This window comes from Paenibacillus sp. A14, from assembly GCF_036864815.1.
Classification (GTDB): Bacteria; Bacillota; Bacilli; order Paenibacillales; family Paenibacillaceae; genus Fontibacillus; species Fontibacillus sanfengchensis.
Genome location: NZ_JBAGJD010000003.1, coordinates 97,618 through 122,308, shown reverse-complemented (window position 1 = coordinate 122,308; position 24,691 = coordinate 97,618). Strand labels below are relative to the sequence as shown.

23 protein-coding genes are annotated in these 24,691 nt (G+C 55.3%); 21 read left to right on the top strand and 2 right to left on the bottom strand.

What is annotated here, in order from left to right; translation table 11 throughout:
• Nucleotides 1-150: 150 nt before the first annotated feature.
• The 15 genes from V4U88_RS08500 (at nt 151) to V4U88_RS08430 (ending at nt 16,074) form a co-directional block, all read left to right on the top strand.
• Entirely contained in the window at nt 151-1,539 is a 1,389-nt protein-coding gene (locus tag V4U88_RS08500) for an ABC transporter substrate-binding protein (RefSeq protein WP_334072844.1), read from the top strand.
• Nucleotides 1,540-1,659: 120 nt separating this feature from the next.
• Nucleotides 1,660-2,625: a carbohydrate ABC transporter permease gene (locus tag V4U88_RS08495; RefSeq protein WP_334073366.1), complete on the top strand. Its 966-nt coding sequence runs from the start codon at nt 1,660-1,662 to the stop codon at nt 2,623-2,625.
• A gap of 25 nt (nt 2,626-2,650) precedes the next feature.
• Complete coding sequence (locus V4U88_RS08490) at nt 2,651-3,475, top strand: carbohydrate ABC transporter permease (RefSeq protein ID WP_334072843.1); 825 nt, start codon at nt 2,651-2,653, stop codon at nt 3,473-3,475.
• 107 nt (nt 3,476-3,582) lie between these two features.
• A complete protein-coding gene (locus V4U88_RS08485) occupies nt 3,583-4,563 on the top strand; it encodes a Gfo/Idh/MocA family protein (RefSeq protein WP_334072842.1) in 981 nt (326 codons plus the stop codon).
• The gene (locus V4U88_RS08480) at nt 4,550-5,422 is read left to right on the top strand and encodes a sugar phosphate isomerase/epimerase family protein (RefSeq protein ID WP_334072841.1); all 873 of its coding nucleotides are present in this window, start codon (nt 4,550-4,552) and stop codon (nt 5,420-5,422) included. The genes V4U88_RS08485 and V4U88_RS08480 overlap by 14 nt, the downstream gene beginning before the upstream one ends.
• Before the next feature lie 19 nt (nt 5,423-5,441).
• The gene (locus V4U88_RS08475) at nt 5,442-6,776 is read left to right on the top strand and encodes a transcriptional regulator (protein ID WP_334072840.1); all 1,335 of its coding nucleotides are present in this window, start codon (nt 5,442-5,444) and stop codon (nt 6,774-6,776) included.
• Nucleotides 6,769-7,953, top strand: a complete 1,185-nt coding sequence (locus V4U88_RS08470; protein ID WP_334072839.1) for a M20 metallopeptidase family protein — start codon at nt 6,769-6,771, stop codon at nt 7,951-7,953. Before V4U88_RS08475 ends, V4U88_RS08470 begins: the two co-directional genes overlap by 8 nt.
• A 54-nt stretch (nt 7,954-8,007) precedes the next feature.
• Nucleotides 8,008-9,339, top strand: coding sequence for a hypothetical protein (locus tag V4U88_RS08465; protein WP_334072838.1), 1,332 nt, complete (start codon nt 8,008-8,010; stop codon nt 9,337-9,339).
• A gap of 42 nt (nt 9,340-9,381) precedes the next feature.
• The gene (locus V4U88_RS08460) at nt 9,382-10,383 is read left to right on the top strand and encodes a dihydrodipicolinate synthase family protein (RefSeq protein WP_334072837.1); all 1,002 of its coding nucleotides are present in this window, start codon (nt 9,382-9,384) and stop codon (nt 10,381-10,383) included.
• A 92-nt stretch (nt 10,384-10,475) separates the two neighbouring features.
• Nucleotides 10,476-11,318, top strand: a complete 843-nt coding sequence (locus V4U88_RS08455; RefSeq protein ID WP_334072836.1) for an aldo/keto reductase — start codon at nt 10,476-10,478, stop codon at nt 11,316-11,318.
• A gap of 635 nt (nt 11,319-11,953) precedes the next feature.
• Nucleotides 11,954-13,171, top strand: a complete 1,218-nt coding sequence (locus V4U88_RS08450) for an MFS transporter (protein ID WP_334072835.1) — start codon at nt 11,954-11,956, stop codon at nt 13,169-13,171.
• 176 nt (nt 13,172-13,347) lie between these two features.
• Nucleotides 13,348-13,902, top strand: coding sequence for a nucleotidyltransferase family protein (locus V4U88_RS08445; RefSeq protein WP_334072834.1), 555 nt, complete (start codon nt 13,348-13,350; stop codon nt 13,900-13,902).
• A gap of 68 nt (nt 13,903-13,970) precedes the next feature.
• Entirely contained in the window at nt 13,971-14,744 is a 774-nt protein-coding gene (locus tag V4U88_RS08440; protein WP_334072833.1) for a DUF817 domain-containing protein, read from the top strand.
• 16 nt (nt 14,745-14,760) lie between these two features.
• The gene (locus V4U88_RS08435) at nt 14,761-15,159 is read left to right on the top strand and encodes a hypothetical protein (protein ID WP_334072832.1); all 399 of its coding nucleotides are present in this window, start codon (nt 14,761-14,763) and stop codon (nt 15,157-15,159) included.
• A 30-nt stretch (nt 15,160-15,189) separates the two neighbouring features.
• Nucleotides 15,190-16,074, top strand: coding sequence for an NAD-dependent epimerase/dehydratase family protein (locus tag V4U88_RS08430; protein ID WP_334072831.1), 885 nt, complete (start codon nt 15,190-15,192; stop codon nt 16,072-16,074).
• Nucleotides 16,075-16,113: 39 nt separating this feature from the next.
• Here V4U88_RS08430 and V4U88_RS08425 read toward each other — a convergent pair whose 3' ends face one another.
• Together V4U88_RS08425 and chrA are read right to left on the bottom strand one after the other, a co-directional pair.
• Nucleotides 16,114-16,923, bottom strand: coding sequence for an alpha/beta fold hydrolase (locus V4U88_RS08425; RefSeq protein ID WP_334072830.1), 810 nt, complete (start codon nt 16,921-16,923; stop codon nt 16,114-16,116).
• Between the two features lie 738 nt (nt 16,924-17,661).
• Nucleotides 17,662-18,921, bottom strand: a complete 1,260-nt coding sequence (gene chrA, locus V4U88_RS08420) for a chromate efflux transporter (RefSeq protein WP_334072829.1) — start codon at nt 18,919-18,921, stop codon at nt 17,662-17,664.
• Nucleotides 18,922-19,129: 208 nt separating this feature from the next.
• Between chrA and V4U88_RS08415 the strand changes: the two genes are divergently transcribed.
• The 6 genes from V4U88_RS08415 to V4U88_RS08390 all read left to right on the top strand — a co-directional run bounded on the left by V4U88_RS08415 (nt 19,130) and on the right by V4U88_RS08390 (nt 24,665).
• Complete coding sequence (locus V4U88_RS08415; RefSeq protein ID WP_334072828.1) at nt 19,130-20,389, top strand: MFS transporter; 1,260 nt, start codon at nt 19,130-19,132, stop codon at nt 20,387-20,389.
• Nucleotides 20,390-20,471: 82 nt separating this feature from the next.
• A complete protein-coding gene (locus V4U88_RS08410) occupies nt 20,472-20,816 on the top strand; it encodes an ArsR/SmtB family transcription factor (RefSeq protein ID WP_334072827.1) in 345 nt (114 codons plus the stop codon).
• Nucleotides 20,817-20,834: 18 nt separating this feature from the next.
• The gene (locus V4U88_RS08405; RefSeq protein ID WP_334072826.1) at nt 20,835-22,127 is read left to right on the top strand and encodes an arsenic transporter; all 1,293 of its coding nucleotides are present in this window, start codon (nt 20,835-20,837) and stop codon (nt 22,125-22,127) included.
• A 32-nt stretch (nt 22,128-22,159) separates the two neighbouring features.
• Nucleotides 22,160-22,582, top strand: coding sequence for an arsenate reductase (thioredoxin) (arsC, locus tag V4U88_RS08400; protein WP_334072825.1), 423 nt, complete (start codon nt 22,160-22,162; stop codon nt 22,580-22,582).
• A 181-nt stretch (nt 22,583-22,763) separates the two neighbouring features.
• A complete protein-coding gene (locus V4U88_RS08395) occupies nt 22,764-23,711 on the top strand; it encodes a Gfo/Idh/MocA family protein (protein ID WP_334072824.1) in 948 nt (315 codons plus the stop codon).
• A gap of 21 nt (nt 23,712-23,732) precedes the next feature.
• Nucleotides 23,733-24,665 (top strand): hypothetical protein, encoded by a 933-nt coding sequence (locus V4U88_RS08390; protein ID WP_334072823.1) that lies wholly within the window; start codon nt 23,733-23,735, stop codon nt 24,663-24,665.
• Nucleotides 24,666-24,691 lie beyond the last annotated feature (26 nt).

Genomic DNA, 24,691 nt, shown 5'->3' with positions numbered 1-24,691 from the left:
ACCTTTAATTCCTTATCCCTTAATTTAAGAATGAGTTCACAATTTAGACACATCGTGGACTAATCTTGCATTTCGGAGGAGAGAAACGATACCTGACATGTTTTGTTAGCGCTTTATTTTTGAGGATGATTATTTATGGGGGGTCATGCGATGAAAGGCAAGCTGAAATCATGGGGAACATTACTGCTGAGTCTTACGCTGGTGACAGCCATGCTCTTGACGGCGTGTTCCGGTGGGAATAACGGCAAGGCGAACGGAGGAAATGCCGGAAATCCAGGGGAAGGCGGGAACGGAGGAGGGAAAGCGGGGCAGACGGAAAAAGTGGAGCTTAAGCTCGGTTTCTATTCCTCGGCTCAGTCCGATGCCAAAATGCAGGAACTGATCGACAAGTTCCAAGCAAAACATCCCAACATAACGATCAAAACGGAATCTTCCCCCTATAATCAGTTTTTTCAAAAGCTGGATACCCAAATCGCCGCTGAAAGCGCCCCGGATCTCTGGCTCTCCGATGGCGTGCTCGTTCCGAAATACGCGGAGCGCGGCGTGCTGAAAGATTTGACGCCCCTCATCGAAAAAGACCTGAACAAAGACGATTATTTCGGGCTGGATTTCAACAAGGACGCGAGCGGAAAGTATTGGGGGGTTCCGCAAGGCATTCAGATCGCGGTCCTTTACTATAACAAGGATATGTTTGATGAGGCCAAAGTGGAATATCCGACGGAGGATTGGACCTGGGACGATCTGAAGACCGCCGCCGAGAAGCTGACGAAGGATTCCGCCGGCAAGTATGCAACCGATCCTTCCTTTGACAAGAACAAGATCAACCAATACGGGTTAACGTTCTTCAGCATCACGGAAGGCTGGATGACAGTGCTCAAGTCGTACGGAGGCGGCGTGCTGGACGAAACGTTGACGAAATCGGTCATCAACAGCCCGGAAAACAAAAAGGCGCTGGACTGGATCGTCGATGGCATGAAAAGGGAGCTGTTGACGACGCCTTCGGATCTCAAGAGCTTCCAGAGCAATATGGTTCCGTTCCCCAGCAAAGCGGCTGCCATGCGGATCGGCATCTACGCGCGTACGATCGACGCCAATGCGGCCGGACTGAACTACGATGTGACCGTGCTGCCCAAGGGCCCGGAAGGGAAGCGATTTTCTCCGGTGATCGCCAACTCCTGGGTCATCAACAAAAAAGCGGAAGGCGCCAAGGGCGACGCGGCCTGGGAATGGATCAAATTCTGGGCCACCGAGGATGAAGTGCAGAAGGAATGGGCCTCCCTGGGAGAAGCGGTTCCGGTTAAAAAGTCCGTCGCCAATTCCAGCGAGTTTTTAAGCGGCAAGCCCGAGAACAAGCAGGCGTTTCTCGACAGCTTCGAATTCGCGGGGACCCTGGATGTCAATGCCGTCTGGAGCGAATGGGTGGGCAAATTTAACGACAACATCAACCGGGCGTTCGAAGGGGAAGTCTCCGTGGACGAAGCCATGAAGAAGGCGGACGCCGAAGTGCAGCAAGTGCTGGACGAATTCTATAAAAAATAGTTGGAGACCCGTTCACTGATGGCAGGCATGGGCGGGACTTCGCCGGTAGGACAGCGGTCGTAAAGAGACCGGCGGCGATCGTCCCCGCCTCCTAAATCGCTAACAGAAAGTGTGATGACCATGGTGGAAAACACGGAAACTGTCTTGTCCAAAAGAGCAAGCGGCGATGTGCCGATAAAGCGGCGGAAAAAGCGGCTGGATAACGACGGCAAGTGGGGGCTCCTGATGGTGACCCCTTATCTTGTTCACTTTATCGTTTTTGTATTGGGCTCTCTGCTGGCCTCGTTATATTTCAGCTTCTCGGAGTACGATATTTTGAACCCGCCAAAATGGACGGGGTTGGATAACTACGCCAAACTCTTCAATGAATCGGTATTTTGGAAAGCGCTCTGGAATACCGTCTATTTTACCATCTTGTTCGTGCCGCTGCAGACGATTCTCGCCCTCATTCTGGCCGTGGCCTTAAATCAGAAGCTGCGGGCGCTCAAGCTGTTCCGGCTGGCGCATTTTTTGCCGGTTATTTCTTCCTGGACCGTCATTATGTACGTGTCGGATGCGATTTTTAACCCCCGGTTCGGGTTTGCCAATGCGTTCCTGATCAAGCTGGGGTTCGACCCGCAAAAATGGCTGCAGGATGAGCATCTTGTAATTCCGATGCTGGTCATGATCGCGGTGTGGAAAGGGATCGGCTATATCATGGTGATCTTTCTCGCGGGGCTGCAAAATGTGCCGTCCGATGTATACGAAGCCGCTGAAATCGATGGGGCCGGGACATTACGGAAGTTTCGGCATATTACTGTCCCGTTGATTTCCGGGACGACCTTTCTCGTGCTCATTCTAAGCACCATATCCACCTTTCAGGCGTTTGAGCAGATCTATGTCATGACCGGCGGAGCGATGGACGCTTCTTCCGCGGGCGGTCCCAACAAAGCGAGCCTGGTGCTGATGATTTATTTGTACCAGGAAGGATTCTCGTTCCTGCGGATGGGATACGCTTCGGCGATCGCCTGGGTGCTGTTCGTGATCTTGTTCCTGCTGACGGTAGTTCAAGTCGCGCTGCAGAAAAAATGGGTGCATTACGAATGACACGAAGGAGAAAGGAGGAACCGGTATGAAGATAAACCGGATGCGAAAGATCGCCGGATATACGGTAATCATTATTAGCTCGCTCGTCATGACCATGCCTTTTTTAACGACGATTTTCAATTCACTGAAATCCTACCCCCAATATACACGCGTGCCGCCGGAGTGGATCCCTAGTCCGGTCAAGTGGGAAAACTACGCCGAGGTCTGGAAATTGGGCCCGTTCGGACAATACACGACCAATAGTGTTATCGTAACCGTGCTGTCCGTCGTCGGAGCCCTGATCTCTTGTTCCATGGTGGCCTATGCGTTTGCAAGATTGAGATTTCCGCTGAAAAACACGTTGTTCCTGGTGGTGCTCGGCACGATGATGATCCCCCCGGTGGTGCTGATTATCCCGCAATTCGTTATCTTCAAGTCGCTGCATATGCTGGATACGCTCACTCCGCTGTGGCTGATCGAATGGCTGGCCCAGCCCTTCGGCATCTTCCTGATGCGGCAGGCGTTTCTCGCGATCCCGAAGGATTACGAGGAATCGGCCAAGCTGGACGGGTGCAATCCGTTCCAGATCTACTGGCGGATCTTCCTGCCGATGTGCAAGCCGACGTTCGCGACGCTGGCCGTGTTTACGTTTATGACCAAATGGAACGAAATTTTGTCCCCGGCCATCTTTCTGACCTCCAAGGAGAATTTCACCTTGCCGATCGGAATTTTGTCCATGGCGGGACAATGGTCCGGCAATGAGCAATATATGGTCGCCGCCGCGCTGATGAGCCTGATCCCGATCCTGCTCGTCTTCCTGTTCGCGGAGAAATACTTTGTGCAGGGCAGCAACTCCGCAGGGATCAAATAACCCGAGGAAGTTCTGCCAAGGCAGCAACTCCGCAGGGATCAAGTGACCCGAGGAAGTTCTGCCAGGCAGCCGGGTGCGATGGCAATATAGCTAGAGGAGGAATCGACATGAGATACCGCGTAGCTCTGATCGGGGGCGGCATTATTGCGCGCAACCATCTGGAGGCGGTCAAACGGATCGATAAGCTGGAAGTGGCGGCCGTGGTCGATACGGATGAGGCCAAGGGAAGGGCGCTCGCCGAGGAATACGACATTCCTTTTTACCGCGATTACCGGGAAATGGTGCTGCGGGAGAGACCCGAGATCGCCGTCATCGCCCTCCCGCATTACTTGCATGCCCCCTGTGCGGTATGGTGCGCGGAGCAGGGTTGCCACTTGCTCCTGGAAAAACCGATGGCGCTCAATACCGCACAGTGTGACGACATCTTGGCGGCGGTTTCGAATGCCGGCGTCAAGCTGATGGTTGGGCATACCCAGCACTACAAATCGGCCAATATTCTGGCCAAGCGGCTGATCCAAAGCGGTGAGCTCGGGCGGCTGCTGGCGATTCACGACACCCGGCATCAGTATTACTACCGGGATAACCGGCCGGGGTGGTTTCTCGAAAAAGAAAAATCCGGCGGCGGCATTCTTATGAATCTTGGCGCCCACTCGATCGACAAGGTTCAGTGGCTGACCGACAGCCGGGTACGGCGCGTGAAAGCCAAAGTGACGTACGAAGGTCCCCGGGGAAATGTGGAAGGCAGCGGCTGTTTGTTTTTGGAAACGGACAGCGGCTTGAGTGCGGTCATCCTCCAGTCGGGCTACGAGGGGGTGGCCCGGGACGAAACGGAGCTGATTTTTACGCGGGGCATGGCAAAGCTGGTTTCCTCCGAAGGACTGTGGGTGAACGCAGGCGGCAAATATGAGCAGGTGCAGCCACTGCCCGAGGAAGACCCGTTTGTCCTGCAATTCGAGGATTTGCTGCGGGCGATCGAACACGGCGGGGAGCCGGACAGCGGTGGCGAGTACGCGAGGTCCGTGATTGCTACGCTGGAGGCCGTATATTTGTCGGACCGGACGGGGGTGGAGCAGGATGTCGGGCGATGACAAAGCGAGTGAAAGGAACAGCCGGATCGCGCCGGGCCTGAAATTCAGCCTTTGTTCCACCGGACTGAAGGGGGAAACTTTGGAGAATGTGTTGAACCTGGCTGCGGACATCGGACTCCAGGGGGTGGAACTGTGGACGGGGCATATCCAAAGTTATCTGGAGCGGGGCGGTTCCTCCGGCCAATTGCGCGGGCTGCTGGAACAGCGCGGACTCCGGGTTCCGGCGATCAGCGAATACACCTATTTTTCGAAGGGGGCCGAGGAGACGTCAGGCGAGCTCCGCCGCATACAATCGGCCGCCGTTTGGGCGAGGGAGCTTGGCTGTCCGCGGATTCGGAGCTTCGCCGGACATCGTCCGTCGCGTTCCACCCTGGCGGAGGAATGGGACGCGGTCGTCTCCGGTCTGACGGAAGCGGTCAAGATATGCAGCTCCGAGGGAGTCCGGCTGGCGGTGGAAATCCATAACCATACGCTGGCCGATACGTCCGAAAGCTTGGCGGTCCTGGTCCGCGACGTTCCCGCTCCCGGCATCGAACTAATCTACGACGGATTTAATTTGTTCGTGGACCACTTGGATCCGATACCGGTGCTGGAGCGGTTTTTTACAGACATCGGCCATGTCCACTTCAAGGATTACCATTGGGATCATCAAGACTGGAGCCGGAGCGTGCCGGTGCCTATTTTGCAGGGGGACGCCGATCATAAAGCGATTTTGCGGAAGCTTCTGGAGCTGGGGTACAACGGGTTTATTTCATTTGAATACATGGGGAATCCGGAACAGGTGGTCAGCAACACAAAAAGGTCACTGGCGGAAATTCGACACTTTGCCAATGAGCAGCAACCGGAACTGAACGGGTAAAAAAGCGGGAGGTGCGGACATGACGATCAAGCTGCGCGTCGCGGTAGTCGGTCCACTGGATTTGGTGGAGACGGTGCTGGAATTCGGGTATTATTTTGCGGAGCTGGCGATATTTCCGGCCCCTTACCGGCATGAACGGGAAACGCTCGAGATCATCGACCGGGTGAGGGACAAGGCGGATATTCTGCTGTTTACCGGGCCGATTCCTTACCGGATCGCGCTCGCGGCCGCCCCCGACAAACCGATGGTTCATGTGTACTACTCCGGAACCGCCCTTTACAAGGTGCTGTTCGACTTATATCGGCATGGGGCTCATGGATTGGAAGACCATTTGCGCATCAGTGTGGACGTTCTTCAGCGCAAGGAGGTGGAGGAGCCATTAAATGAACTCGGCCTGCCTGCCGGAGACCTGCACGTTTTTCCGTATGAATTCGGCATGAGCAACGAGGATCTGGTGGCTTACCATCACGAGCTTTGGGAACAGGGACGGGTATCCGCGACGGTCACCTGCGTAACCTCGGTCTACCACCGATTGAAGGAATTGGGCGTTCCGGCCTATCGGGTGGTGCCGACCCATTCCGCGATCCGCGATTGTCTGAACCGGGCTCTCCTCGAAGGGAAAAGCCTGCGCTTTTTAAATTCGCAAATCGCCGTAGGCATTATTAATATCGACAATTTCGCCAAAGTGGCCAAGGAGGCGGCCTCCGAATACGAAATCCAGCGCAAAAAGATCATCCTCCAGCAAATCCTCGTGGATTTCGGGGAAGAGACGCAGTCGCTGATCAAATGGAGCGACTCGGATGAAGTCTCCTTCGTGACAACGAGGGGGATTATCGAGCAGGTGACCCGCAAATTTCGGGATGCCCCCCTGCTCCTGGAAATTATGGAACGGCTGCAGTGGCATGCCAGCATCGGGATCGGCATCGGCCGCACCGCCAACGAGGCCGAGGGCAAGGCGCGCGAGGCGTTGATGAAGGGCAAATCGGGCGGTGGCGGCAACTGTTATTTGATTATGCAAGACGGGATCGTGTACGGGCCGATGGGCTCCGAGATGACGCTGGAATACTCGGCCCGCAGCGAAAATCCCGAGCTGATCTCCATGGCCAAAAAAGCCGGTCTCAGCGTGGGGACGATCAACAAGCTGATGTCGCTGTGCCGGCGTCTGGGGACGTCCACCTTCACCGCGTCCCAGCTCGCCGAAGGATTCGGGATCACCCTTCGCAGTGCGAGGCGGATTATGGCCGCGCTGGAGCGATACGAAATGGCGAGCATCGTCGGGGAGGAGCAGCCGGCCGGCCGGGGACGGCCGAGACAGATTTATACTCTGAACCTGGAGGAAGCGCACTATGACTGAAATTAACTTTCGAGAGCTGGCCGCTGCCCAAAGCGAAGAGATCATCCGGGTCCGCCGGCATCTGCACCGGTATCCCGAGCTGGGCTTTCAGGAGCGGCTCACCTCCGACTTTGTCGCCGACGCCTTGGCGCGCATGGGGCTGAACGTGCAGCGGGGCGTGGCGGAGACGGGAGTCGTCGCTCTGCTGGACACGGGAAGACCGGGACCCTGCCTCGCGGTACGGGCCGATATGGATGCGCTTCCACTGACGGAGGCGACGGGTCTGCCCTTTGCTTCGCGCCATGACGGCGTCATGCACGCCTGCGGCCATGACGGGCATATGGCCATGGTGCTCGGCGCGGCCGGGATGCTGACCGCCGCCCGGGAGGAGCTGTGCGGGACGGTCAAGTTCATCTTCCAGCCGGCCGAGGAGATGCTGGGCGGAGCACGGCACATGGTCGAGGCCGGGGTGCTGGAATCGCCGCGTGTGGACGGCATCGTTGGCCTCCATCTGTGGCCGGACCTTGCCACCGGGCGCTTCGGCGTCCGATCCGGGACCGTGATGGCGAGCATGGATCATGTCGACATCACGGTCCACGGCAAAGCCGGGCACGGCGCCGCCCCGCATCAGGGCGTCGACGCCGTCCTCGCCGCCGCGCATGTGCTCACCGCGCTGCAGGCGCTGGTCAGCCGCGAGAGCGATCCCGCCGAGCCCGTCGTGCTCAGCATGGGCTCGATCCGCGGCGGCAGCCTGCCCAACATCATCGCGGATCGCGTCGAGATCCGCGGCACCGTGCGCGCCGTCAGCGGCGCGGCGCGCGAGCACATGCAGCGCCGGATCACGGCGCTGGCCGAGGCGGTCGCCGGCGGGCTAAACGCCCGGGCCGAGGTCGCTTACGAGCTCGGCTACCCGCCGACCGTCAACGATCCCGGCCTGATCCGGCGCGCCGAATCCTGCCTCCTGAACCTGTTCGGCCAGGAGGCGGTGGCCGTGCTGGACCGGTCCCCGATGACCAGCGAGGATATGGCGTTTTACATGGAGAAAGTGCCGGGCGCCTTTTTGCTCGTCGGAGCCAAAGGGGCGGGGGAGGGAAACTACCCGCTTCACCATCCGCAGATGACGATCGATGAGCGGGCGCTGGAGTACGGCGCGGCTTTTCTGGCGGAATTCGCCCGGGATTTTTTGCGCTCCCGCTGAAAAAACGGGTCTTTCGGGCAGGACAGTTCCAAGCGGCTGTTGAATAAAATCTTCATGGGAGATCATGAACAGCATGGGGGGATGAAGATGCGTAACAGCCTGATACTGCCCGACCGTCCTTTGCTGGATAGCAGGGACGTTTCCCGGATCCGCGAGGATTACGAACGTTTCCGCGAGGGACTGCCGGAGCGGATCGAAGCTTATTTGTTTGAAACCTATGGCCTGGACGTCTCTGCCCGATACGGTCTCCGTGCGATTCGGAATCCGTTCGGCAAGGCGTCGGGCCAATTGTCGTTAAACGTCCGTCAGGTTCAGGAGGACTGCCGCGCCCGGCTCGGGTTTGTCGTGCTCAAAACGGTCATCGCCGAGGATGCCGACGGAGGGCGGTCCATGAAAGAATGGGCCGTGAAAGAGACCCGGATGGTGGTCGGACGGATTACCGGCAAAGAAACCGGGGAAACCGGCTGGAACGTCACATGGCAAGGACGCGGGTGGCATGGATCGTTCGGCGATTATCTCGCGTTTTTTCGCAAAGCCTTGGACATCGGGAATGAGAACGGTACGGTGGTTGTCCCCTCCTGTAAATACCACCTGCCCGGCGGCGAAGACGAGGAATTCCGGCTGGAGGAATATGAATATACGACCCGCCGGCTGCATGGGGTTTGGAGGCAATCCGGTGCGGAGGGACCTCTGCAAATGGAAAAAGACTTCAGTCCGACGCTGGCCGGTTCGGGACGGGCCCGGCAGCAAACCGCAGTCCTCCGTTGGCTGCGCGAGGTCCCGGACAAGATCAAATCGTCGCTTCCTCCGGGAGAAGTCGCACTCGGGATAAAGCTGATGAATACGATTTTTGATGACGAATTCCAAATCCGGGCTTTGCGAACCTTGATTGAGGAAAGTTCCACCCCGCCGGACTATATCACCTATGCGAACCGGCTGTACGATCAAGTCCGCGAATTCGGCGGGAAGATCGGAGCCGCCTATGGAGGGCCTGATTTAAGCCGGAGAAATCTGCGGATTCTCTCCTTGCTACGAAAGCTGGAGCTGGAGGGGGAGCTTGCCTGTTCGCTCCCTCCGTTGTCCGGGACGGGAAATGTCTGCACGGGCAAAATAGCGCTGGAATACGCGCTGCGCGGCGTACAGAGCTTACAGATGCATACGGTTTTTCAGAAACCGGCCGGCGCTTACAGTATGCGTAGAGGCGGGAAAACGGAACGCGCATTACATGATCTGTTTTTCCATCCGGAGCATGGGCTGGTCCCCTGGATGCTGCATTTGCGTCATGCGCAGGAAATTCGCGATCCGGAAGGAATCACTTCCTTTTTGGACATTACGGAATGGTACCGGGACCGGGGAAGAAGCTGGTTTTTAGGACAAGATGAATAAAAATAGACGGGACGAGATACATAGAGCGGGAAAGGGGAGTCGATGATGACGGAGATACGGCAAAAGGTCCTCCGGGTTAAGGAACGGCTATATGGCGGCTTGATTCCGGCGGTTCCGGTGCCCAGATACCGGAACGGAAAAATTCACGCCGAGGCTCAGCGCAGCTATGCGGCGTATCTGTGCGCACAGAACATCGCCGGCGTTTCGGTGTGGGTTCATACCGGGCGGGGGCTGCACCTGTCCCGGGAAGAAAGAGCGCTTGTCATCGGGACATGGAAAGAATGCTTGGGCCCGGATCAATTGCTGATTGCCGGGGCAGGGGCACGGCCCGATCCGGCGCTCAATGGAGCAGACCGTGTGGAGGCTTGGCGGCGGGACAGTTTGTTCATGGCCGAAGAGGCCCGCCGGGCGGGGGCGGACGCGCTGCTGGTGTTTCCCCCGGCTATTCTTAATGGGCTGGAAGAGCGGGAACGGAACGATGCGATAGTGGAGTACCACCGCGAGCTGGCGGAGGCGGGGTTGCCGCTGATTCTTTTTTATTTGTACGAGGAAGCGGGCGGAGTGAAATATCCGGCAGCGCTGCTCCGGGAACTGCTGACTTTTCCTCAGGTGGCCGGGATAAAAATGGCTGCGCTCGACAGCGTGATGACGCTGCAGGAGGTGGCCTTCCTGCTCAGGAACGAGTTTCCCGATAAGCTGCTGATTACCGGGGAAGACCGCATGTTCGGCTACTCCCTGATGTGCGGAGCGACCGCAGCGCTGGTCGGTTTGGGCGCCGCTTACCCGAACATTCAGAGCGATTTGATTTCCGCTTATTTGACGCGGGATTACGCGCGATTCATGGATTTGTCCGCCCGGGTGGACGGCTATGCCCGGACGGTCTTTACACCGCCCATGGACAAATATATACTGCGGCTGCTGACTTGTCTCGGTGCGGGCGGCATGCTTCCCAGTGAGGCTTTTTATGATATCGCCGGCTTTGATATGCGGGAAGACGAGGCGGAGCGGCTGCGCTCGGCCATCCATGAATACGGAGTTTATTAAGCGGCTTTCCATTTGTAACAAAGTCGTTCATAATATATATTTGGAAAAAGTTAACCCGAAAGTGAACCCAGAACCTAAGGAGGAAATGATTCATGCCCAAAAATTTGCAGGATACTGTAAAGCTCAACAATGGTGTGCACATGCCGTGGTTTGGTTTAGGGGTCTACAAAGCCCGGGAAGGCGAAGAAGTCATTTCGGCGGTCAAAGCGGCGATTCGCGCCGGTTACCGCAGCATCGATACCGCCGCCGCCTACAACAATGAAGAAGGCGTCGGACAAGCGGTAAGGGAAGCGCTGGAGGAGAACGGCCTCAGCCGGGATCAATTGTTCATCACCTCCAAGGTGTGGAACTCAAATCAAGGTTATGAGACGACGCTGCAGGCGTTCGAAGCGAGCCTGAACAAATTAAACCTGGAATATATCGATCTTTTCCTCGTTCATTGGCCCGTCAAAGGCAAGTACAAAGATACCTGGCGCGCCCTCGAAAAAGTGTATAGGGAAGGGAAAGTCCGCGCGATCGGCGTCAGCAACTTCCAGATTCATCATTTGGAGGACTTGCTGCCGGAGGCCGAAGTGGTGCCCGCCGTCAACCAGGTGGAACTGCATCCGCAGCTGACGCAAAAAGAACTGCTGACCTACTGCCAGGAGAAAGGCATTCAGCTTGAAGCCTGGTCCCCGCTTGGCCAAGGAAACCTGCTGACGCACGATACTTTGGTCTCCATCGGCCAAAAATACGGCAAAACCGCAGCTCAGGTCATTTTGCGCTGGGACCTGCAAGTCGGCGTCATCACGATTCCAAAGTCGGTCAACGAAGGGCGGATAATCGAAAACGCCGATATTTTTGATTTCGAGCTGAGAGCCGAGGACATCGCGGCTATCGATGGCCTGAATCAAAACAAACGGTTCGGTTCCGACCCGGATAATTTCAATTTCTAAAATTTCTAGGGTTATATCTGAGATGTTTTTCTTAATTAACGGGAAAACCTCCTGTTATTTTACCGCTATAGGTCCATGAATCGGATTTAGCTGGAAAAACTCCATCTATTTCGCGGCCTTATTGCCAATATACACAATTTCAGGCGAATTAGCGGGAGGTTCTCCAGCTAATTGGCCTCTACAGCAGCATACGCGCCAAATTAACGGGAAGAATTCCTTTTAATTCAATGAGCTGCAGGTGAAGAATGTGAAAGAACCCTCTCCACCGCTGCCTTTTGCCCCCATGGGACATCGTTGTAAGAGAAAGTGAGAATCCGCTGCGAAAATTATAAATTGAAGTGAGTGGGATGCTCGAAAAAGTACGCAGTCTCAAGCTCACAGACATCCAAATTCGTATTAAGCCCACTGCGATCAAGGTGCCTAGTGCACTTCCAACTCCAAAAGATGCAAATCTGCAGGAATTCTTGTTAGTCAAGGTTGTCTGACGGGGCACCTAGTATGCAAATCAATAGTTCACCTCTCCTGCTGGATGTGCAGCCAATTAACGGGAGAAATTCCTGTTAACTGCGACTGCGTTAATAGGTACCGGGCGAGACTGCGTTCAACTTATATAGAGACGGATGGGGAGATAAAAAATGAGTCAGGCCACAGCAGACAAGTCCATACCGCGGACGGCAACGGTATTTCCCATTCTGTTTGCCATCAGCATGGTACATTTACTGAACGATACGATGCAGTCGGCTATCCCCGCCTTGTTTCCGATTTTGCGGGATTCGCTGACGCTCAGCTACGGACAGATCGGCTGGATCTCGTTCGCCATGAACATTACGGCTTCGGTGTTCCAACCTCTGGTGGGACTGTATTCGGACATACGTCCGCGTCCCTACATCCTGCCGCTCGGGGTTTGCTTTACGCTGGTCGGGATCGTCATGCTGGCTTTTGCGCCCGCTTACAGTATCATCCTGTTGGCCGTTACGTGCATCGGGCTCGGTTCTTCGATCTTTCATCCGGAATCGTCCCGTGTCGCATACCTTGCGGCGGGGGAACGCCGGGGGCTGGCTCAGTCGATTTTTCAGGTCGGCGGGAATATCGGGACCTCGCTCGGACCGCTGATGACGGCGTTGATTTTTATTCCGCTCGGTCAGCACAGCGTCGTCTGGTTCGCATTAGCGGCGATCGCGGCGATCGTGATTCAGTTTTTCGTCGCCCGTTGGTATGCTTCGCTTGAGATTCGCCCGCGGCCGCGGAAATCCGCGGGAAGCCCCGCGGCGGAACCGCGGACCGGCTTGAGCCGAGGGAAGGTAGGCTTGGCCATCACGGTATTGGTGCTGCTGCTGTTTTCCAAAAATGTCTACTCCATCAGCATTTCCAGCTTTTATGCGTTCTTCATGATCGACCACTACGGCGTCGGCAAAAGCGCGGCGCAATGGTATGTGTTCGCGTTTCTTGCCGCGGCCGCCGTCGGAACGTTTTTCGGCGGGCCGATGGCCGACCGCTACGGACGCAAGAACATCATCTGGCTTTCGATTCTCGGCGCGGCTCCGTTCTCGCTGCTGCTGCCGTACGCCAACCTGTTCTGGTCCGGCGTCCTCGTCGTGTTGGCCGGCTTCATCATGTCCTCCTCGTTTTCGATCATCGTCGTTTACGCGCAGGAATTGCTGCCGGGCAAAGTGGGGCTGGTGTCCGGACTGTTCTTCGGCCTTTCCTTCGGGCTGGGCGGACTGGGCTCCGCCATACTCGGCCACTTTGCCGACCAATGGGGCATCCAGTTCATCATGCAGTTGTGCTCGTATCTACCGCTGATCGGTCTGTTGACCGTCCTGCTTCCGAAGGATGCGGCGCTCAGAGCCTGAGGACAGACGGCGAGCTAAGCGCGGAGAAGCAAGGAACCAAGAGTCACATATGTTGTGGCTCTTTTTTCTGCCTGAAAGCAGCGTAATGGTGCAACTGAGCCCAGCCGGTTACTGAGTACTAAACCGTGCCGTGACAAACGTTATTGTTAAAGCAGGTTGATGAGGAGGTGAGAAACATGATTTCTATGGCCAATTCGGAATTTTTAGCTTCCAAAATTTGTGCCCGGCCGGAAATGATCCAGGATTTAAAGGCGGTAGCCGATCTGGATCTCCCCGAAGGCTGCATCGCTGCGGGGTACTTGCGCAACTTCGTTTGGGATGTGCTGCACGGGTATGAGGAAAGAACTCCGCTTCAGGATGTCGATGTCCTTTATTACGATCCCTATTGCCTGGATGAGGAAGCCGAGAAGGAATACGATAAACAGCTGCGCCTAAAGGTGCCCGAACGTAACTGGTCGGTAAAAAACCAGGCCCGGATGCATATCAGAAACGGAAACCCGCCTTACGCATCCGTGGAGGATGCGATGCGGTATTGGCCGGAAACCGCAACGGCGGTGAGCGCACGCTGGAATCGGACGGGGCGGCCGGAGTTCCTGGCTCCGTACGACTTGGAAGATCTTTTACAATTGAGGGTGCGGCAAAGTCCCTTGTTCTCAGACCGGAATTTTTTTCTAAAGCGGGTTCATGACAAAGCCTGGCTGCGGATCTGGCCCCGCCTTACCTTGATATAGTCGCCTACGGCAAAGGTATGGTATCTTAGAAAAAAGACCGCGAGCGCGGCGGAATACGGGGAGGTCCTATGCTTTTTATCCGCAGTTTGCTGCAATTCGCCTGGCTTCAGGCGCTGTCATGCATTTTTCCGGTGATCATTTTCGGCACCCTAGGCTTGACCAAAATCGTGGAAATTCCCGGTGTGCCCCGCTATGATTTGATTCTGATCGTTTGTCTGCTGGCCCAAGTCGGCATGGTTGTCTTTAAATTGGAAACGATGGATGAGCTGAAGGTCATCTGCGTATTTCACCTGATCGGCTTGGCTCTCGAACTTTATAAAGTTCATATGGGTTCTTGGTCTTATCCCGGCGCTGGCTGGAGCAAAGTGTTCGGGGTGCCGCTGTACAGCGGGTTCATGTACGCCAGTGTGGCGAGTTACATTTGCCAGGCCTGGCGGAGGCTGGACCTGCAGATGACCGGCTGGCCCGCGGCCTACTATGTCGTTCCGCTGTGCGCGGCGATTTATTTCAATTTTTTCACGCATCATTTTATCGGGGACTACCGCTGGTGGCTGACGGCGTTATTGATTATCGTTTTTTTCAAGACCCGGGTTTATTTCACCCTGCTCGGAAGAACGTATTGGCTGCCGATGACCCTGTCCTTTTTGCTGATCGCTTTCTTTATCTGGGTTGCCGAAAATATATCGACGTTTCTCGGGGCCTGGAGCTATCCCGACCAAGAGCAGATCTGGCGGGTGGTGCACCTCGGCAAAATCAGTTCCTGGTTTCTGCTGGTGGTCATCAGCATCATTATCGTCGCCCAATTAAAGCGGGTGAAAGCGGGGATTAGCGAAAATCCATAGATAGAGGAGTCAGGTTATGAATAAATCCAAGGGGTATTTTTACTACGCGCTATGGACGCTCGGCGCGCTTGTGCTGCTCTATTACGGAAATCGCTTCGTGGGGATGATGGAGCAAAATCCCGATAAGCTTCTTAAAATCAGCTACAAGCAACTGGGCAATTTGCTTTATGGGTTGGTGCTCGGCGCTTACGTAAGCTTGCTGGGCGGATTGCCGAACCGCCGGACTTTTACGCGCCCGCTGTTTTTTTTCGTATTTCTCCCGGCGCTCCTTCTGCTGCTTTACCCGGTGGCGGACCTGTATCTAAACATGCCTTATTCCTCGTTATATAAAAGTATAGCGGCTCATGAAGGGCAATTTTATATAGCCATGCTGTGTGGACTCAGTCTGATGAAAAGTCTGTTCGGCAGCCGCTGAGAAAACGGAATTTACAGGAGGACGACACGTATGGGCAAAGTGTTGGTGCTTGGCGGAACGCGGTATTTCGGCAAAAAGTTGGTGAATCTGCTCTTGCAAGAAGGCGTTCACGAGGTTACGGTGGCGACCCGGGGAACAACGATGGCGGAGTTTGACCGCACGGTCACCCGGATAGCCGCAGACCGCACGGATGAGGGCGCGCTTCGGAGCGTGGCCGCGGCCGGACCTTGGGATATGGTGTTCGATAATATCTGCTATTCGCCCGGTGAAGCCGAAGCGGCGATTCGGGCATTTGACGGGCACGTGAGGCGATACATATTAACGTCCACCTTGTCGGTTTACGGGTCTGGGACATCCCCGCTGGCGGAGGAGGACTTCGACCCGTATACCTATAAACGGAAGACGGGTAAGCGGGAAGACTTCGATTACGGGGAAGGAAAAAGACAAGCGGAAACCGCCTTTTTCCAGCTGGCGGACTTCCCGGTGGCCGCGATGCGGATTCCGATCGTTCTCGGTCCGGATGATTACACGCGGAGGCTGCATTTCCACATCGAGCGGGTGATGAAGGGAACGCCGATCGGGATGCCGAATGCGGAGGCGGCGATGTCGTTTGTTTCTTCGGACGAGACGGCTTCCTTTATGCAATGGCTCGGCAGCTCGGACCTACGGGGGCCGATCAATGCAAGTTCGGAAGGGACGATCACTTTGCGCAGCTTAATGGAGCTGATCGAGCGGGAAACCGGCAAGACGGCGCTGATCCAAAAAGAAACGGAGCCGGACGACGCATCGCCATTCGGGGTTACCGCCTCCTGGTATATGGATATTTCCAAAGCCCGGGCGGCGGGTTACCGTTTCAGTTCGCTGCTGGACTGGCTGCCGGGCCTGATTCGCGATATTGCCCAAGGTCGGGCTTGACCTGGAAGGGGGGGCTTTGCGTCGGCAAAGCGCCCTTTTTTAGTTCAGCGATTTTTTTGACAGAAAACCAAGAACCGCTTGATTAAATTCATTCGATGCCTCAATAAATGGGAGGTGACCGCAGTCTTCCATAATTATTTTTGATGAGGATTTAATATTTTTATGTAAAGTTTCCGCAGTCTTCTTGTTGAATGAATGATCCTGGTCCGAAATGATGATAAGAGTCGGTATGCTTATTTCATGCAATCGATGAAAAGCATAGGGCTTAACTGCAATTGAAAGACTGGGGGAGAATCTGCAGAAGTTGTTAGGGTTATTGACATTATGGATCGATTTTGTTCGGGCCTCTTTTTTTCTTGCGGAAGGAAATAAGTATTGCCAGTAAGGATTGGCTATGAATGAATCAATGGCCTTCTTCCGTCCTTTCAAGCGCAGGTTGATAAAATTTTTTGTTCCTTGCCACATCATCATTTTTGGATATGGAAGACCGTTTATGGAAGGTGCAACCAAAATCAGGTTTTTGACTAAATGAGGATAAGTCAGCGTAAAGTCTGTAGCAATGCCACCCCCCATGGAAGAGCCAACCAATGTAATGTTACGGAGCTCCAGAAAATCAATCAGTGTCTTTAAATCTTCTATATTGGAGAAGGTGGTATTTGGCGTACTGGAAAGACCGTATCCTCTTAAATCATACCGGACTAATTTGTAATGTGCGGAAAAAAAGTCAGCTTGTTCATTCCAGATGTGATGATCATTAAAGTTTCCATGGATCAGGACAACGGGATCACCTTCTCCGGAAACCTGGTAAAAAAGGTGCCCGCCATCCATGGTTAAAATGTTTTCTATCATTACATGAACCTCCTCCTACCACGAGTTCATAACAGATCGGCATTATGAAGGTTGTCTTCGATAATGGACCGTAATACTTCGGAGACAGAATAATCTCCTCTGTGACAGTACCGGTCTATTTCTTCCCAGCAATTCTGCGGTAAAGTCAATGAAATTTTTCTAGTTACGCCTATGGGCTTGCGGCCTGCCCCTTTCCGGTTACCTCCTCTATTGCTAGCGGAACGATCCGTATTTTCCGTATTCACTAACTTCGTCATTTCATCACCCCATTTCATGATTCCACAATCATATTTCATAGTCAATTTGTGCTACTTTAATCAAACCTCATTTCTTCGAATCCATCACTTCTATATAGGTCCGTCGGAGTCTACACCATTAACGGGAAAATTTCCTGTTAATGTACCGCGCTTGGCCGTTCGATCGGATTTAGCTGGAAAAGCTCCAGCTATTTTGCGGCCTATTGCCGATATACACCATTTCAGGCGAATTAGCGGGCGGTTTTCCAGCTAATTCGCCTCTCCAGCCGCTTACGCACCAAATTAACGGGAAGAATTCCCTTTAATTCGAACCAAACCATTAGTTTCAGGTCAAGAGTGTGATAAGAACCCCTTACACCGCTGTCTAATATGCAAATCAATAGTTCAACCTATATGGTTATAAAAACACGTTTGTGACCGGCGCCCACCTGATGGTGGACGGCGGCATGACGCGCAAGATGATCTACGAGGAGTAAAGGGATCAAAGGGAAGGCAGCAGGCTTAGCAGCAGGCCGCCCGCGGCGCCGGCTACGACGGCGGTCCAGGGCGGCAGCTTCCACCAGGCCAGCATGGCGAACAGCAGCAAGGCCAGGCTGAAATCGCCGGCATTCCGGACCGAGGTCGTCCAGATCGGATCATACAGCGCGGCGAGAAGCAGGCCTACCACGGCGGCGTTAATGCCGTGCAGGGCGCTTTGGGCCCGCGCATGCCGGGACAGGCGGCTCCAGAACGGGAGCGCGCCGAGGATCAGCAGGAACGCGGGCAGGAAGATGGCCAGGGTGGCGAGCAGCGCACCCGGGATGCCGCCCCACACGGCGCCGAGATACGAGGCGAACGTGAACAAAGGGCCAGGCATGGCCTGCACCATGCCGTACCCGGCCAGGAAATCGTCCCCGCCGACTGCTCCGGCGGGGACGATTTCGCTTTCCAGCAGCGGCAGGACAACATGGCCGCCGCCAAACACGAGCGCGCCCGCGCGGTAGAAGCTGTCGAACAGCTGCAGCGCCTCGCCGCCCGCTCCTGCTCCCGCGCCCGCCAGCCGCACGAAGAGCGGCAGCAGCAGGAGCAGGGCGAAGAACAGCGCCAGGCTGAACAGCGCCGCTCCGCGGCTCCGCAGCGGTTGCGGCTCGGGCGCGTCAGCGCCGCCGTCCGGGCGCGCGGCTTCCGTTGCGCCGCGGCGGAACAGCCACAGCCCGGCCAGCCCCGCCGCGGCGATCGCGGCCACCTGGCCGAAAGCGCCCGGCCAGAGCAGCGTCAGCGCGCAGGCCAGCACGGCGATCGCGGCGCGGCTCGGCCCGGCCGCGAGCTTGCGGCCCATGCTCCACACGGCATGGGCCACAACCGCCACGGCGGTCAGCTTCAGGCCGTGCAGCCAGGCGGAGCCGCTCACGTCCGCGCCCCGCAGCGCCAGGGCGAACACGGCCATGGCCGCCGCCGACGGCAAGGTGAAGCCGAGCCAGGCGGCGACTGCTCCGCCCAGCCCGCCGCGCTGCAGGCCGACGCCGATTCCGACCTGGCTGCTCGCCGGTCCCGGCAGAAACTGGGCCAGCGCGACCAGCTCGGCATAGCTTTCCTCGCTCATCCATTTGCGTTTATTCACGTATTCTTCGTGAAAGTAACCCAAATGCGCGATCGGCCCGCCGAAAGAGGTCAGCCCCAACTTGGCGGAGACCGCCAGTATTTCGCCGTAACGGCGGATTTTCTGCGGTAACGGGATACGGGGTGAAGTGATTTTGTCCATGAGTGGCTCCTTTAAGGTCAAGATCCGAATTATTATAGCACTGGACTGTAAACGCAGATCCAAGTTATAGTAAGATTAATATCATTAATATAATCTGAATTACTAGAAAGGGTTTTACGATGAGACCGATTTGATGTTCTAGTTGCGACTCTTGGCAATTGGATTTAGAAAATTAGACAACTGAAAATGCATAAGGAGCGACATAGAAATGTTCAAACGGTCTTTTTACGTTTTGTGGGGATCTCAGACGCTGTCGAACAGCGCGGATGTGCTCTATTTAGTTGCGCTTACCACCTTCGTACTGGAACGGACGAATTCGGTCGTGTTCGCCACGCTGGTCCCTTTTTTGAGAGTCACCTCGCAATTATTTAGCGGGTTCGCCGCCCCGCTGATGATCGACAAGTATAGGCTGCCCTTTTTGCTGACCTTGTCGCAGTTCGGGCAATTTGTTCTCTTCGGTTTGCTGGCGGGCTATATTTCTCCATGGTTTGGCGGGGAAGAGATGCTCCCGGTATATGGGCTCATCATCGGCATTTCGTTTCTGGACGGTTGGACGACACCGGCTCGGAATGCGCTGATTCCGCGGCTTACCGACGACCGGGTTCTTATGAAAGCCAACGGTTTGATCGCCACGACCGATCAGATCGTTCAGTTCGCGGGTTGGGCGATCAGCGGCGTCCTGGTCGCCTCATTCGGAGCTTATCCGGTTCTGCTTGGCGTTGCGCTATGTTACGGGGCGGCAATGTTAGCTACGATCTGGATCGAGGATCCGATCGAACCCGCCCGTCGGAATTTCTGGGATATCCGAACAGGGGCTCGTTCGAACGGAGGGGCTGAAGACGAATCCGCTTCCCGGTGGGATACTTTAAAGGAAGGATGGGTGACGCTGTGGAAATCTCCGCGGCTTCGTTCGCTGACTTTTATGGATGCCACGGATATGCTGGGAGGTTCGGTTTGGGCCGGCGCGTTTCTGCTGGTGTTCGTTAACGAAATTCTGATGAAGGATGAGAAGTGGTGGGGCTATATTAACGCGAGTTATTTTGCCGGGGCCGTACTCGGCGGGCTGGTCGTCGTCGCTCTCGTGGAGCGGCTGGAGAAGCGGATATTTCCGGCGATGCTGGCGGGAATGCTGGGCTATGCCGCGTTTACGGCATGGTTCGCGCTCAATCAGTATGCTCCGTTGACACTGCTGATCGTTCTGCTGACCGGGCCGTTTACGGAGCTGGCCGCCGTGTCCCGGAGAACGCTCATTCAGCGCAGTGTGGGAGCGGAGATGCTGCCCAAAGTTTTTTCGGCGCAATCGACACTGCTGAATACGGTTTTTGGCCTGTCGCTGCTGTTTATGAGCGGTGTAGCCGAATGGTTCGGCATCGTGAATATGTATCTGTTCGCTGCGGTCATAAGCTTGCTGGCGGCCGGAGTGGGCTGGATGCATCGGAAATCCTTTGAAACGGCGCCGAATGCTTAATTGGGAAGGAACGGGCATGCTGCGGCATGCCTGTTTTTTTATTTCAAATAAGTTATTGATTATATAATTGTTTGATTATATAATGAGCAAGCGGAAAGGGGATGATCGGTTGGATGAAATGGTCAAAATACTAAAACTGCTTGCCGATAAAACACGGCTTACCCTACTGGATATCTTGGGGGATGGCGAACGCTGTGTTTGCGATTTGGTAGAGGCGCTGCAGACGACGCAACCCAATATTAGTCAGCATCTTCGAAAGCTGCGGGAAGCGGGTCTGGTTCAGGAAACGCGCCGGGGACATTGGGCTTATTACAAATTAACGGTGGATCATTTGCCTTATGTCAAAGCAACTCTGGAAGCGGTGCCGACGACAGAAGCGCGGCGAAAGCTGCAAAAACCGAGTACGGACAGTAGCTGCTGTAATTGATGGGAGAGAGAAATTAGAGTGGAGTATATCGCAGGGGGCGTTTTTTTACTTACTTTGGTGTTTGTCATTTGGCAGCCGAAGGGGCTTGGCATCGGCTGGTCTGCCGCCGGTGGGGCTGCATTGGCTTTGATTTTTGGGGTTGTCAGTTTCGCCGATGTCGGCGACGTGACCCGGATTGTCTGGAATGCGACGCTGGCTTTTGTGGCCATTATCATCATCTCCATTCTGCTGGATGAGATCGGCTTATTCGAATGGTCGGCGCTGCACATGGCAAGGTTGGCTCGAGGAAGCGGGCGGCGTATGTTTGTTTACGTGATTCTGCTTGGTGCGGCCGTCGCGGCCTTGTTCGCCAATGACGGGGCGGCTTTGATCCTGACCCCGATCGTCCTGGCGATGGTTCGGGCCTTAAACTTTGATGACCGGAAAGTGCTGCCGTTTATTATGGCGGGCGGGTTTATCGCCGATACGACCTCTTTGCCGCTAGTAGTCAGCAACCTGGTCAATATCGTTTCCGCCGACTTTTTCGGCATCGGGTTTATGGAGTATGCTTCACGCATGATTGTGCCCAATCTGGTCTCCTTGGGTGCGAGTATGCTGGTGCTGTATTTGTTTTTCCGGAAAGACATTCCGGTCGACTATGATCTGCGGCAATTGAGAAAACCGCGCGAAGCCGTCAAGGATCCGGCGATGTTTCGGTTGTCTTGGTTCATCCTGGGATTGCTGGTGGCCGCATATTTGTCCGCCGAGTTTATCGGCCTTCCCGTTTCACTGGCCGCAGGGGCCGTAGCGCTGTTTTTCGTATTGGCAACCCGGCGCAGCCCCGCGGTGCAAACCCGCCGTGTGATCAAGGAGGCCCCTTGGTCGATCGTTGTGTTCTCTATCGGGATGTATGTCGTAGTGTACGGGCTCCGGAATGCGGGTTTAACCGATTATCTTGGAGCCGGAATTCAGTGGGTTGCCGAAGGCGGTATGTATGCCGCAACGGTAGGAATGGGCTTTATCGCCGCGCTTTTATCCTCCGTCATGAATAATTTGCCTACCGTAATGATCGACGCGCTGGCGATCGAGAGCACACAAACCTCCGGCATGGTCAGGGAAGCCTTGGTCTATGCCAATGTGATCGGCTCCGATCTCGGGCCGAAAATTACGCCGATCGGATCGCTGGCGACCTTGCTGTGGCTCCACGTTCTGGCCAAAAAAGGAGTCCGTATCTCATGGGGGCGTTATTTTAAAACCGGTCTGCTGCTGACGGTCCCCACCCTTTTTATCACGTTAACCGGGCTTTATATATGGCTGGTCATCGTCTCATAACAAGTTGGTAATTTTAAAGGAGGAGAACATCCATGAACAAACAGACGGTATACTTTCTTTGCACAGGCAACTCCTGCCGCAGCCAGATGGCGGACGGCTTTCTCAAGCAACTCGGCGGTGACCGCTATGAAGTGCTCAGCGCCGGTTTGGAGGCGCACGGTCTGAACCCGCGGGCGGTAAAGGTGATGGAGGAAGCCGGGGTTGATATCAGCGGGCACCGGTCCGAGGTAATCGATCCGACCGTTCTGGAGCGGGCGGAGTACATTATTACTTTGTGCGGGCATGCGGACGAGCACTGTCCGGCCGTCTCCAACCCGAACGCCACCCGGTGGCATTGGGGATTTGACGATCCGGCGAAGGCTGCCGGCACCGAGGAGGAAATTCTCGCCGAGTTCCGACGGGTCCGGGATGAAATTCGCGAGCGGATCGGACGGTTTGTAGCGGAAAGCAAATAAATCCTATAGCCGGAAATAACGGAAGAGGTTTATAATTCCAGTTATTCCGGCTTTTTTTAATCCTTAATCATTTTTATGCGCATACGAACGTGCAGCGAATATTACCGCACGAGTTTACACGGATACCCCCGTATGCCAAAATGAAAAAGGATTAGGAATTTTTTACATAGGAGGAATCTTCATGCGAATCGGAGTTATCGGGCTCGGCGATATCGCCCAAAAGGCATACCTGCCGGTCATTGCCGCAATGGAGGACATCCAGCCGGTACTATGCACGCGACATCGGGAGACGTTGCGGAGGCTTGCGGCCAAGTATCGGGTAGCGGAGGCCGTTCAGAGCGTGGAGGAATTAATCGGATTAAATATCGATGCGGCATTTATTCATTCGTCGACGGAGTCGCATGCCCTTATTGCGGAACAATTGCTGCGAAGCGGCATTCACGTGTACATTGACAAGCCGATATCCTATGACTATGAGGAGTCGGAACGGCTAACGGCGCTCGCGGAGCAGGCCGGCCGCATCCTGATGGTCGGGTTCAACCGCCGTTTTGCGCCGATGGTTGCCGCGTTGGAGGAGCAAAGGGACAGGCACGCGATTTTGCTGCAAAAGAACAGGCTGTTCTCGCCGGACTTCGCCCGCCGCTTCATATATGACGATTTTATCCATGTCGTGGATACGATCCGCTTTTTGGCCCCGGGACCTATCACCGGGGAACCCCGGATATATACCCGCGTCCGGGAAGGGAAACTGGTGCACACGCAGCTGCAGCTGGAGGGCGACGGCTTTATCTGTACGGGGATGATGAACCGGGATTCGGGAGTTAACGACGAGATTGTGGAAGTGATGAGCCCGGGGAATAAATGGGTGGTGCAAGGGCTTAACACAACGGTGCATTTTTCCGCGGGAGAGGAGCGGCACCACCACTTCAAGGATTGGGACCCGGTTCTGTTCCGCAGGGGATTTGTCCAGATCGTCGAGCATTTTATCGGCTGCGTTCGCGAGAACAGACCGCCATCCATTTCGCTGAAGGATGCTCTGGAAAGCCATTGGGTTTGTGAGCTTATCGTGCGGCGGGCGGAAGCGGCCGGTTCTTTGCGTTTGATCAACAGGAGTAGGGCGGGACTATGAATCCGGAAGGTGGAGGAAACCATGTTTGAAGATCTGAACGAACGTTTGGCGGAAGTGAAGGAGAAGGGGCGCCGCAAAGAAAAATGGGAGCTTATGCTCCAAAAGTTGAAGGAAGAGTTATCCGGTTTGGAGCAGGCCAGGGAGGCCGCGGCAAGCCGGCTTGCCGGTGAAGAGGAGGATGTTGCACGTTTCACGCGAATGTCGTTCTCCAATTTGCTGTTTACGTTGACGGGTAAAAAAGCGGAGAAACTGGAGCAGGAAGAGCGCGAGGTCATCTCGGCCCGGTTGATATATGAACAAACCGACCGCGCCGTTCGGGATACGCGGCAGCAAATCGAATCCCTCGAACGCCGGTTGGGCGAGATCTGCAACTGGAGGCGGGAATACGACACGATTTTTGGAGCCAAAGAGAAGATTGTGCTCGATAACAACGAGCCGCTTCGGGAACTGGCCGAACGGCAAGCGGTTCTGACCGTGGAAGTGAAGGAACTGGATGAAGCGATCCGGGCGGGGCAATCCGTACAGCACGACTTGGAGCGTGCGGAGGAAAGTTTGCAATCCGCGAAGAATTGGGGGACTTACGACATGTTTGGCGGGGGGATGTTGTCCACCCATATCAAGCATAGCCGGCTGGACGAAGCCATGGAGCGTATCTATGCCGCCCAGACCAATTTGCGCCGCTTCGAGAAAGAGCTTCAGGATGTAGGCGGCAGTGATTTCACCTCCGGATTGGAGATTTCGGGAATGCTCCGCTTCTCCGATTATTTCTTTGATGGGCTGATCGCCGACTGGCTTGTGCAGGGCCGAATCACAGAGATGCATGATCAGGTGACGCAGCGTCTGACCGAAGTGAGTAGTGTGGTTTACGAACTGGAGACGGCCAGACGCCGGGCGGAACAGGAACTGGGTGACGTGCGGCGGAACTACGCGCAGGAAGTGGAGACTTATTTGTAAGCAGGAGAGTGTTCCAATTTCAATCC

Excerpts from the sequence above, each read along its gene's own strand:
- V4U88_RS08500 (WP_334072844.1), top strand. The coding sequence starts at position 151 with ATGAAAGGCAAGCTGAAATCATGGGGAACATTACTGCTGAGTCTTACG.
- V4U88_RS08495 (WP_334073366.1), top strand. The coding sequence starts at position 1,660 with ATGGTGGAAAACACGGAAACTGTCTTGTCCAAAAGAGCAAGCGGCGAT.
- V4U88_RS08490 (WP_334072843.1), top strand. The coding sequence starts at position 2,651 with ATGAAGATAAACCGGATGCGAAAGATCGCCGGATATACGGTAATCATT.
- V4U88_RS08485 (WP_334072842.1), top strand. The coding sequence starts at position 3,583 with ATGAGATACCGCGTAGCTCTGATCGGGGGCGGCATTATTGCGCGCAAC.
- V4U88_RS08480 (WP_334072841.1), top strand. The coding sequence starts at position 4,550 with ATGTCGGGCGATGACAAAGCGAGTGAAAGGAACAGCCGGATCGCGCCG.
- V4U88_RS08475 (WP_334072840.1), top strand. The coding sequence starts at position 5,442 with ATGACGATCAAGCTGCGCGTCGCGGTAGTCGGTCCACTGGATTTGGTG.
- V4U88_RS08470 (WP_334072839.1), top strand. The coding sequence starts at position 6,769 with ATGACTGAAATTAACTTTCGAGAGCTGGCCGCTGCCCAAAGCGAAGAG.
- V4U88_RS08465 (WP_334072838.1), top strand. The coding sequence starts at position 8,008 with ATGGGAGATCATGAACAGCATGGGGGGATGAAGATGCGTAACAGCCTG.
- V4U88_RS08460 (WP_334072837.1), top strand. The coding sequence starts at position 9,382 with ATGATGACGGAGATACGGCAAAAGGTCCTCCGGGTTAAGGAACGGCTA.
- V4U88_RS08455 (WP_334072836.1), top strand. The coding sequence starts at position 10,476 with ATGCCCAAAAATTTGCAGGATACTGTAAAGCTCAACAATGGTGTGCAC.
- V4U88_RS08450 (WP_334072835.1), top strand. The coding sequence starts at position 11,954 with ATGAGTCAGGCCACAGCAGACAAGTCCATACCGCGGACGGCAACGGTA.
- V4U88_RS08445 (WP_334072834.1), top strand. The coding sequence starts at position 13,348 with ATGATTTCTATGGCCAATTCGGAATTTTTAGCTTCCAAAATTTGTGCC.
- V4U88_RS08440 (WP_334072833.1), top strand. The coding sequence starts at position 13,971 with ATGCTTTTTATCCGCAGTTTGCTGCAATTCGCCTGGCTTCAGGCGCTG.
- V4U88_RS08435 (WP_334072832.1), top strand. The coding sequence starts at position 14,761 with ATGAATAAATCCAAGGGGTATTTTTACTACGCGCTATGGACGCTCGGC.
- V4U88_RS08430 (WP_334072831.1), top strand. The coding sequence starts at position 15,190 with ATGGGCAAAGTGTTGGTGCTTGGCGGAACGCGGTATTTCGGCAAAAAG.
- V4U88_RS08425 (WP_334072830.1), bottom strand. The coding sequence starts at position 16,923 with ATGATAGAAAACATTTTAACCATGGATGGCGGGCACCTTTTTTACCAG.
- chrA (WP_334072829.1), bottom strand. The coding sequence starts at position 18,921 with ATGGACAAAATCACTTCACCCCGTATCCCGTTACCGCAGAAAATCCGC.
- V4U88_RS08415 (WP_334072828.1), top strand. The coding sequence starts at position 19,130 with ATGTTCAAACGGTCTTTTTACGTTTTGTGGGGATCTCAGACGCTGTCG.
- V4U88_RS08410 (WP_334072827.1), top strand. The coding sequence starts at position 20,472 with ATGAGCAAGCGGAAAGGGGATGATCGGTTGGATGAAATGGTCAAAATA.
- arsC (WP_334072825.1), top strand. The coding sequence starts at position 22,160 with ATGAACAAACAGACGGTATACTTTCTTTGCACAGGCAACTCCTGCCGC.
- V4U88_RS08395 (WP_334072824.1), top strand. The coding sequence starts at position 22,764 with ATGCGAATCGGAGTTATCGGGCTCGGCGATATCGCCCAAAAGGCATAC.
- V4U88_RS08390 (WP_334072823.1), top strand. The coding sequence starts at position 23,733 with ATGTTTGAAGATCTGAACGAACGTTTGGCGGAAGTGAAGGAGAAGGGG.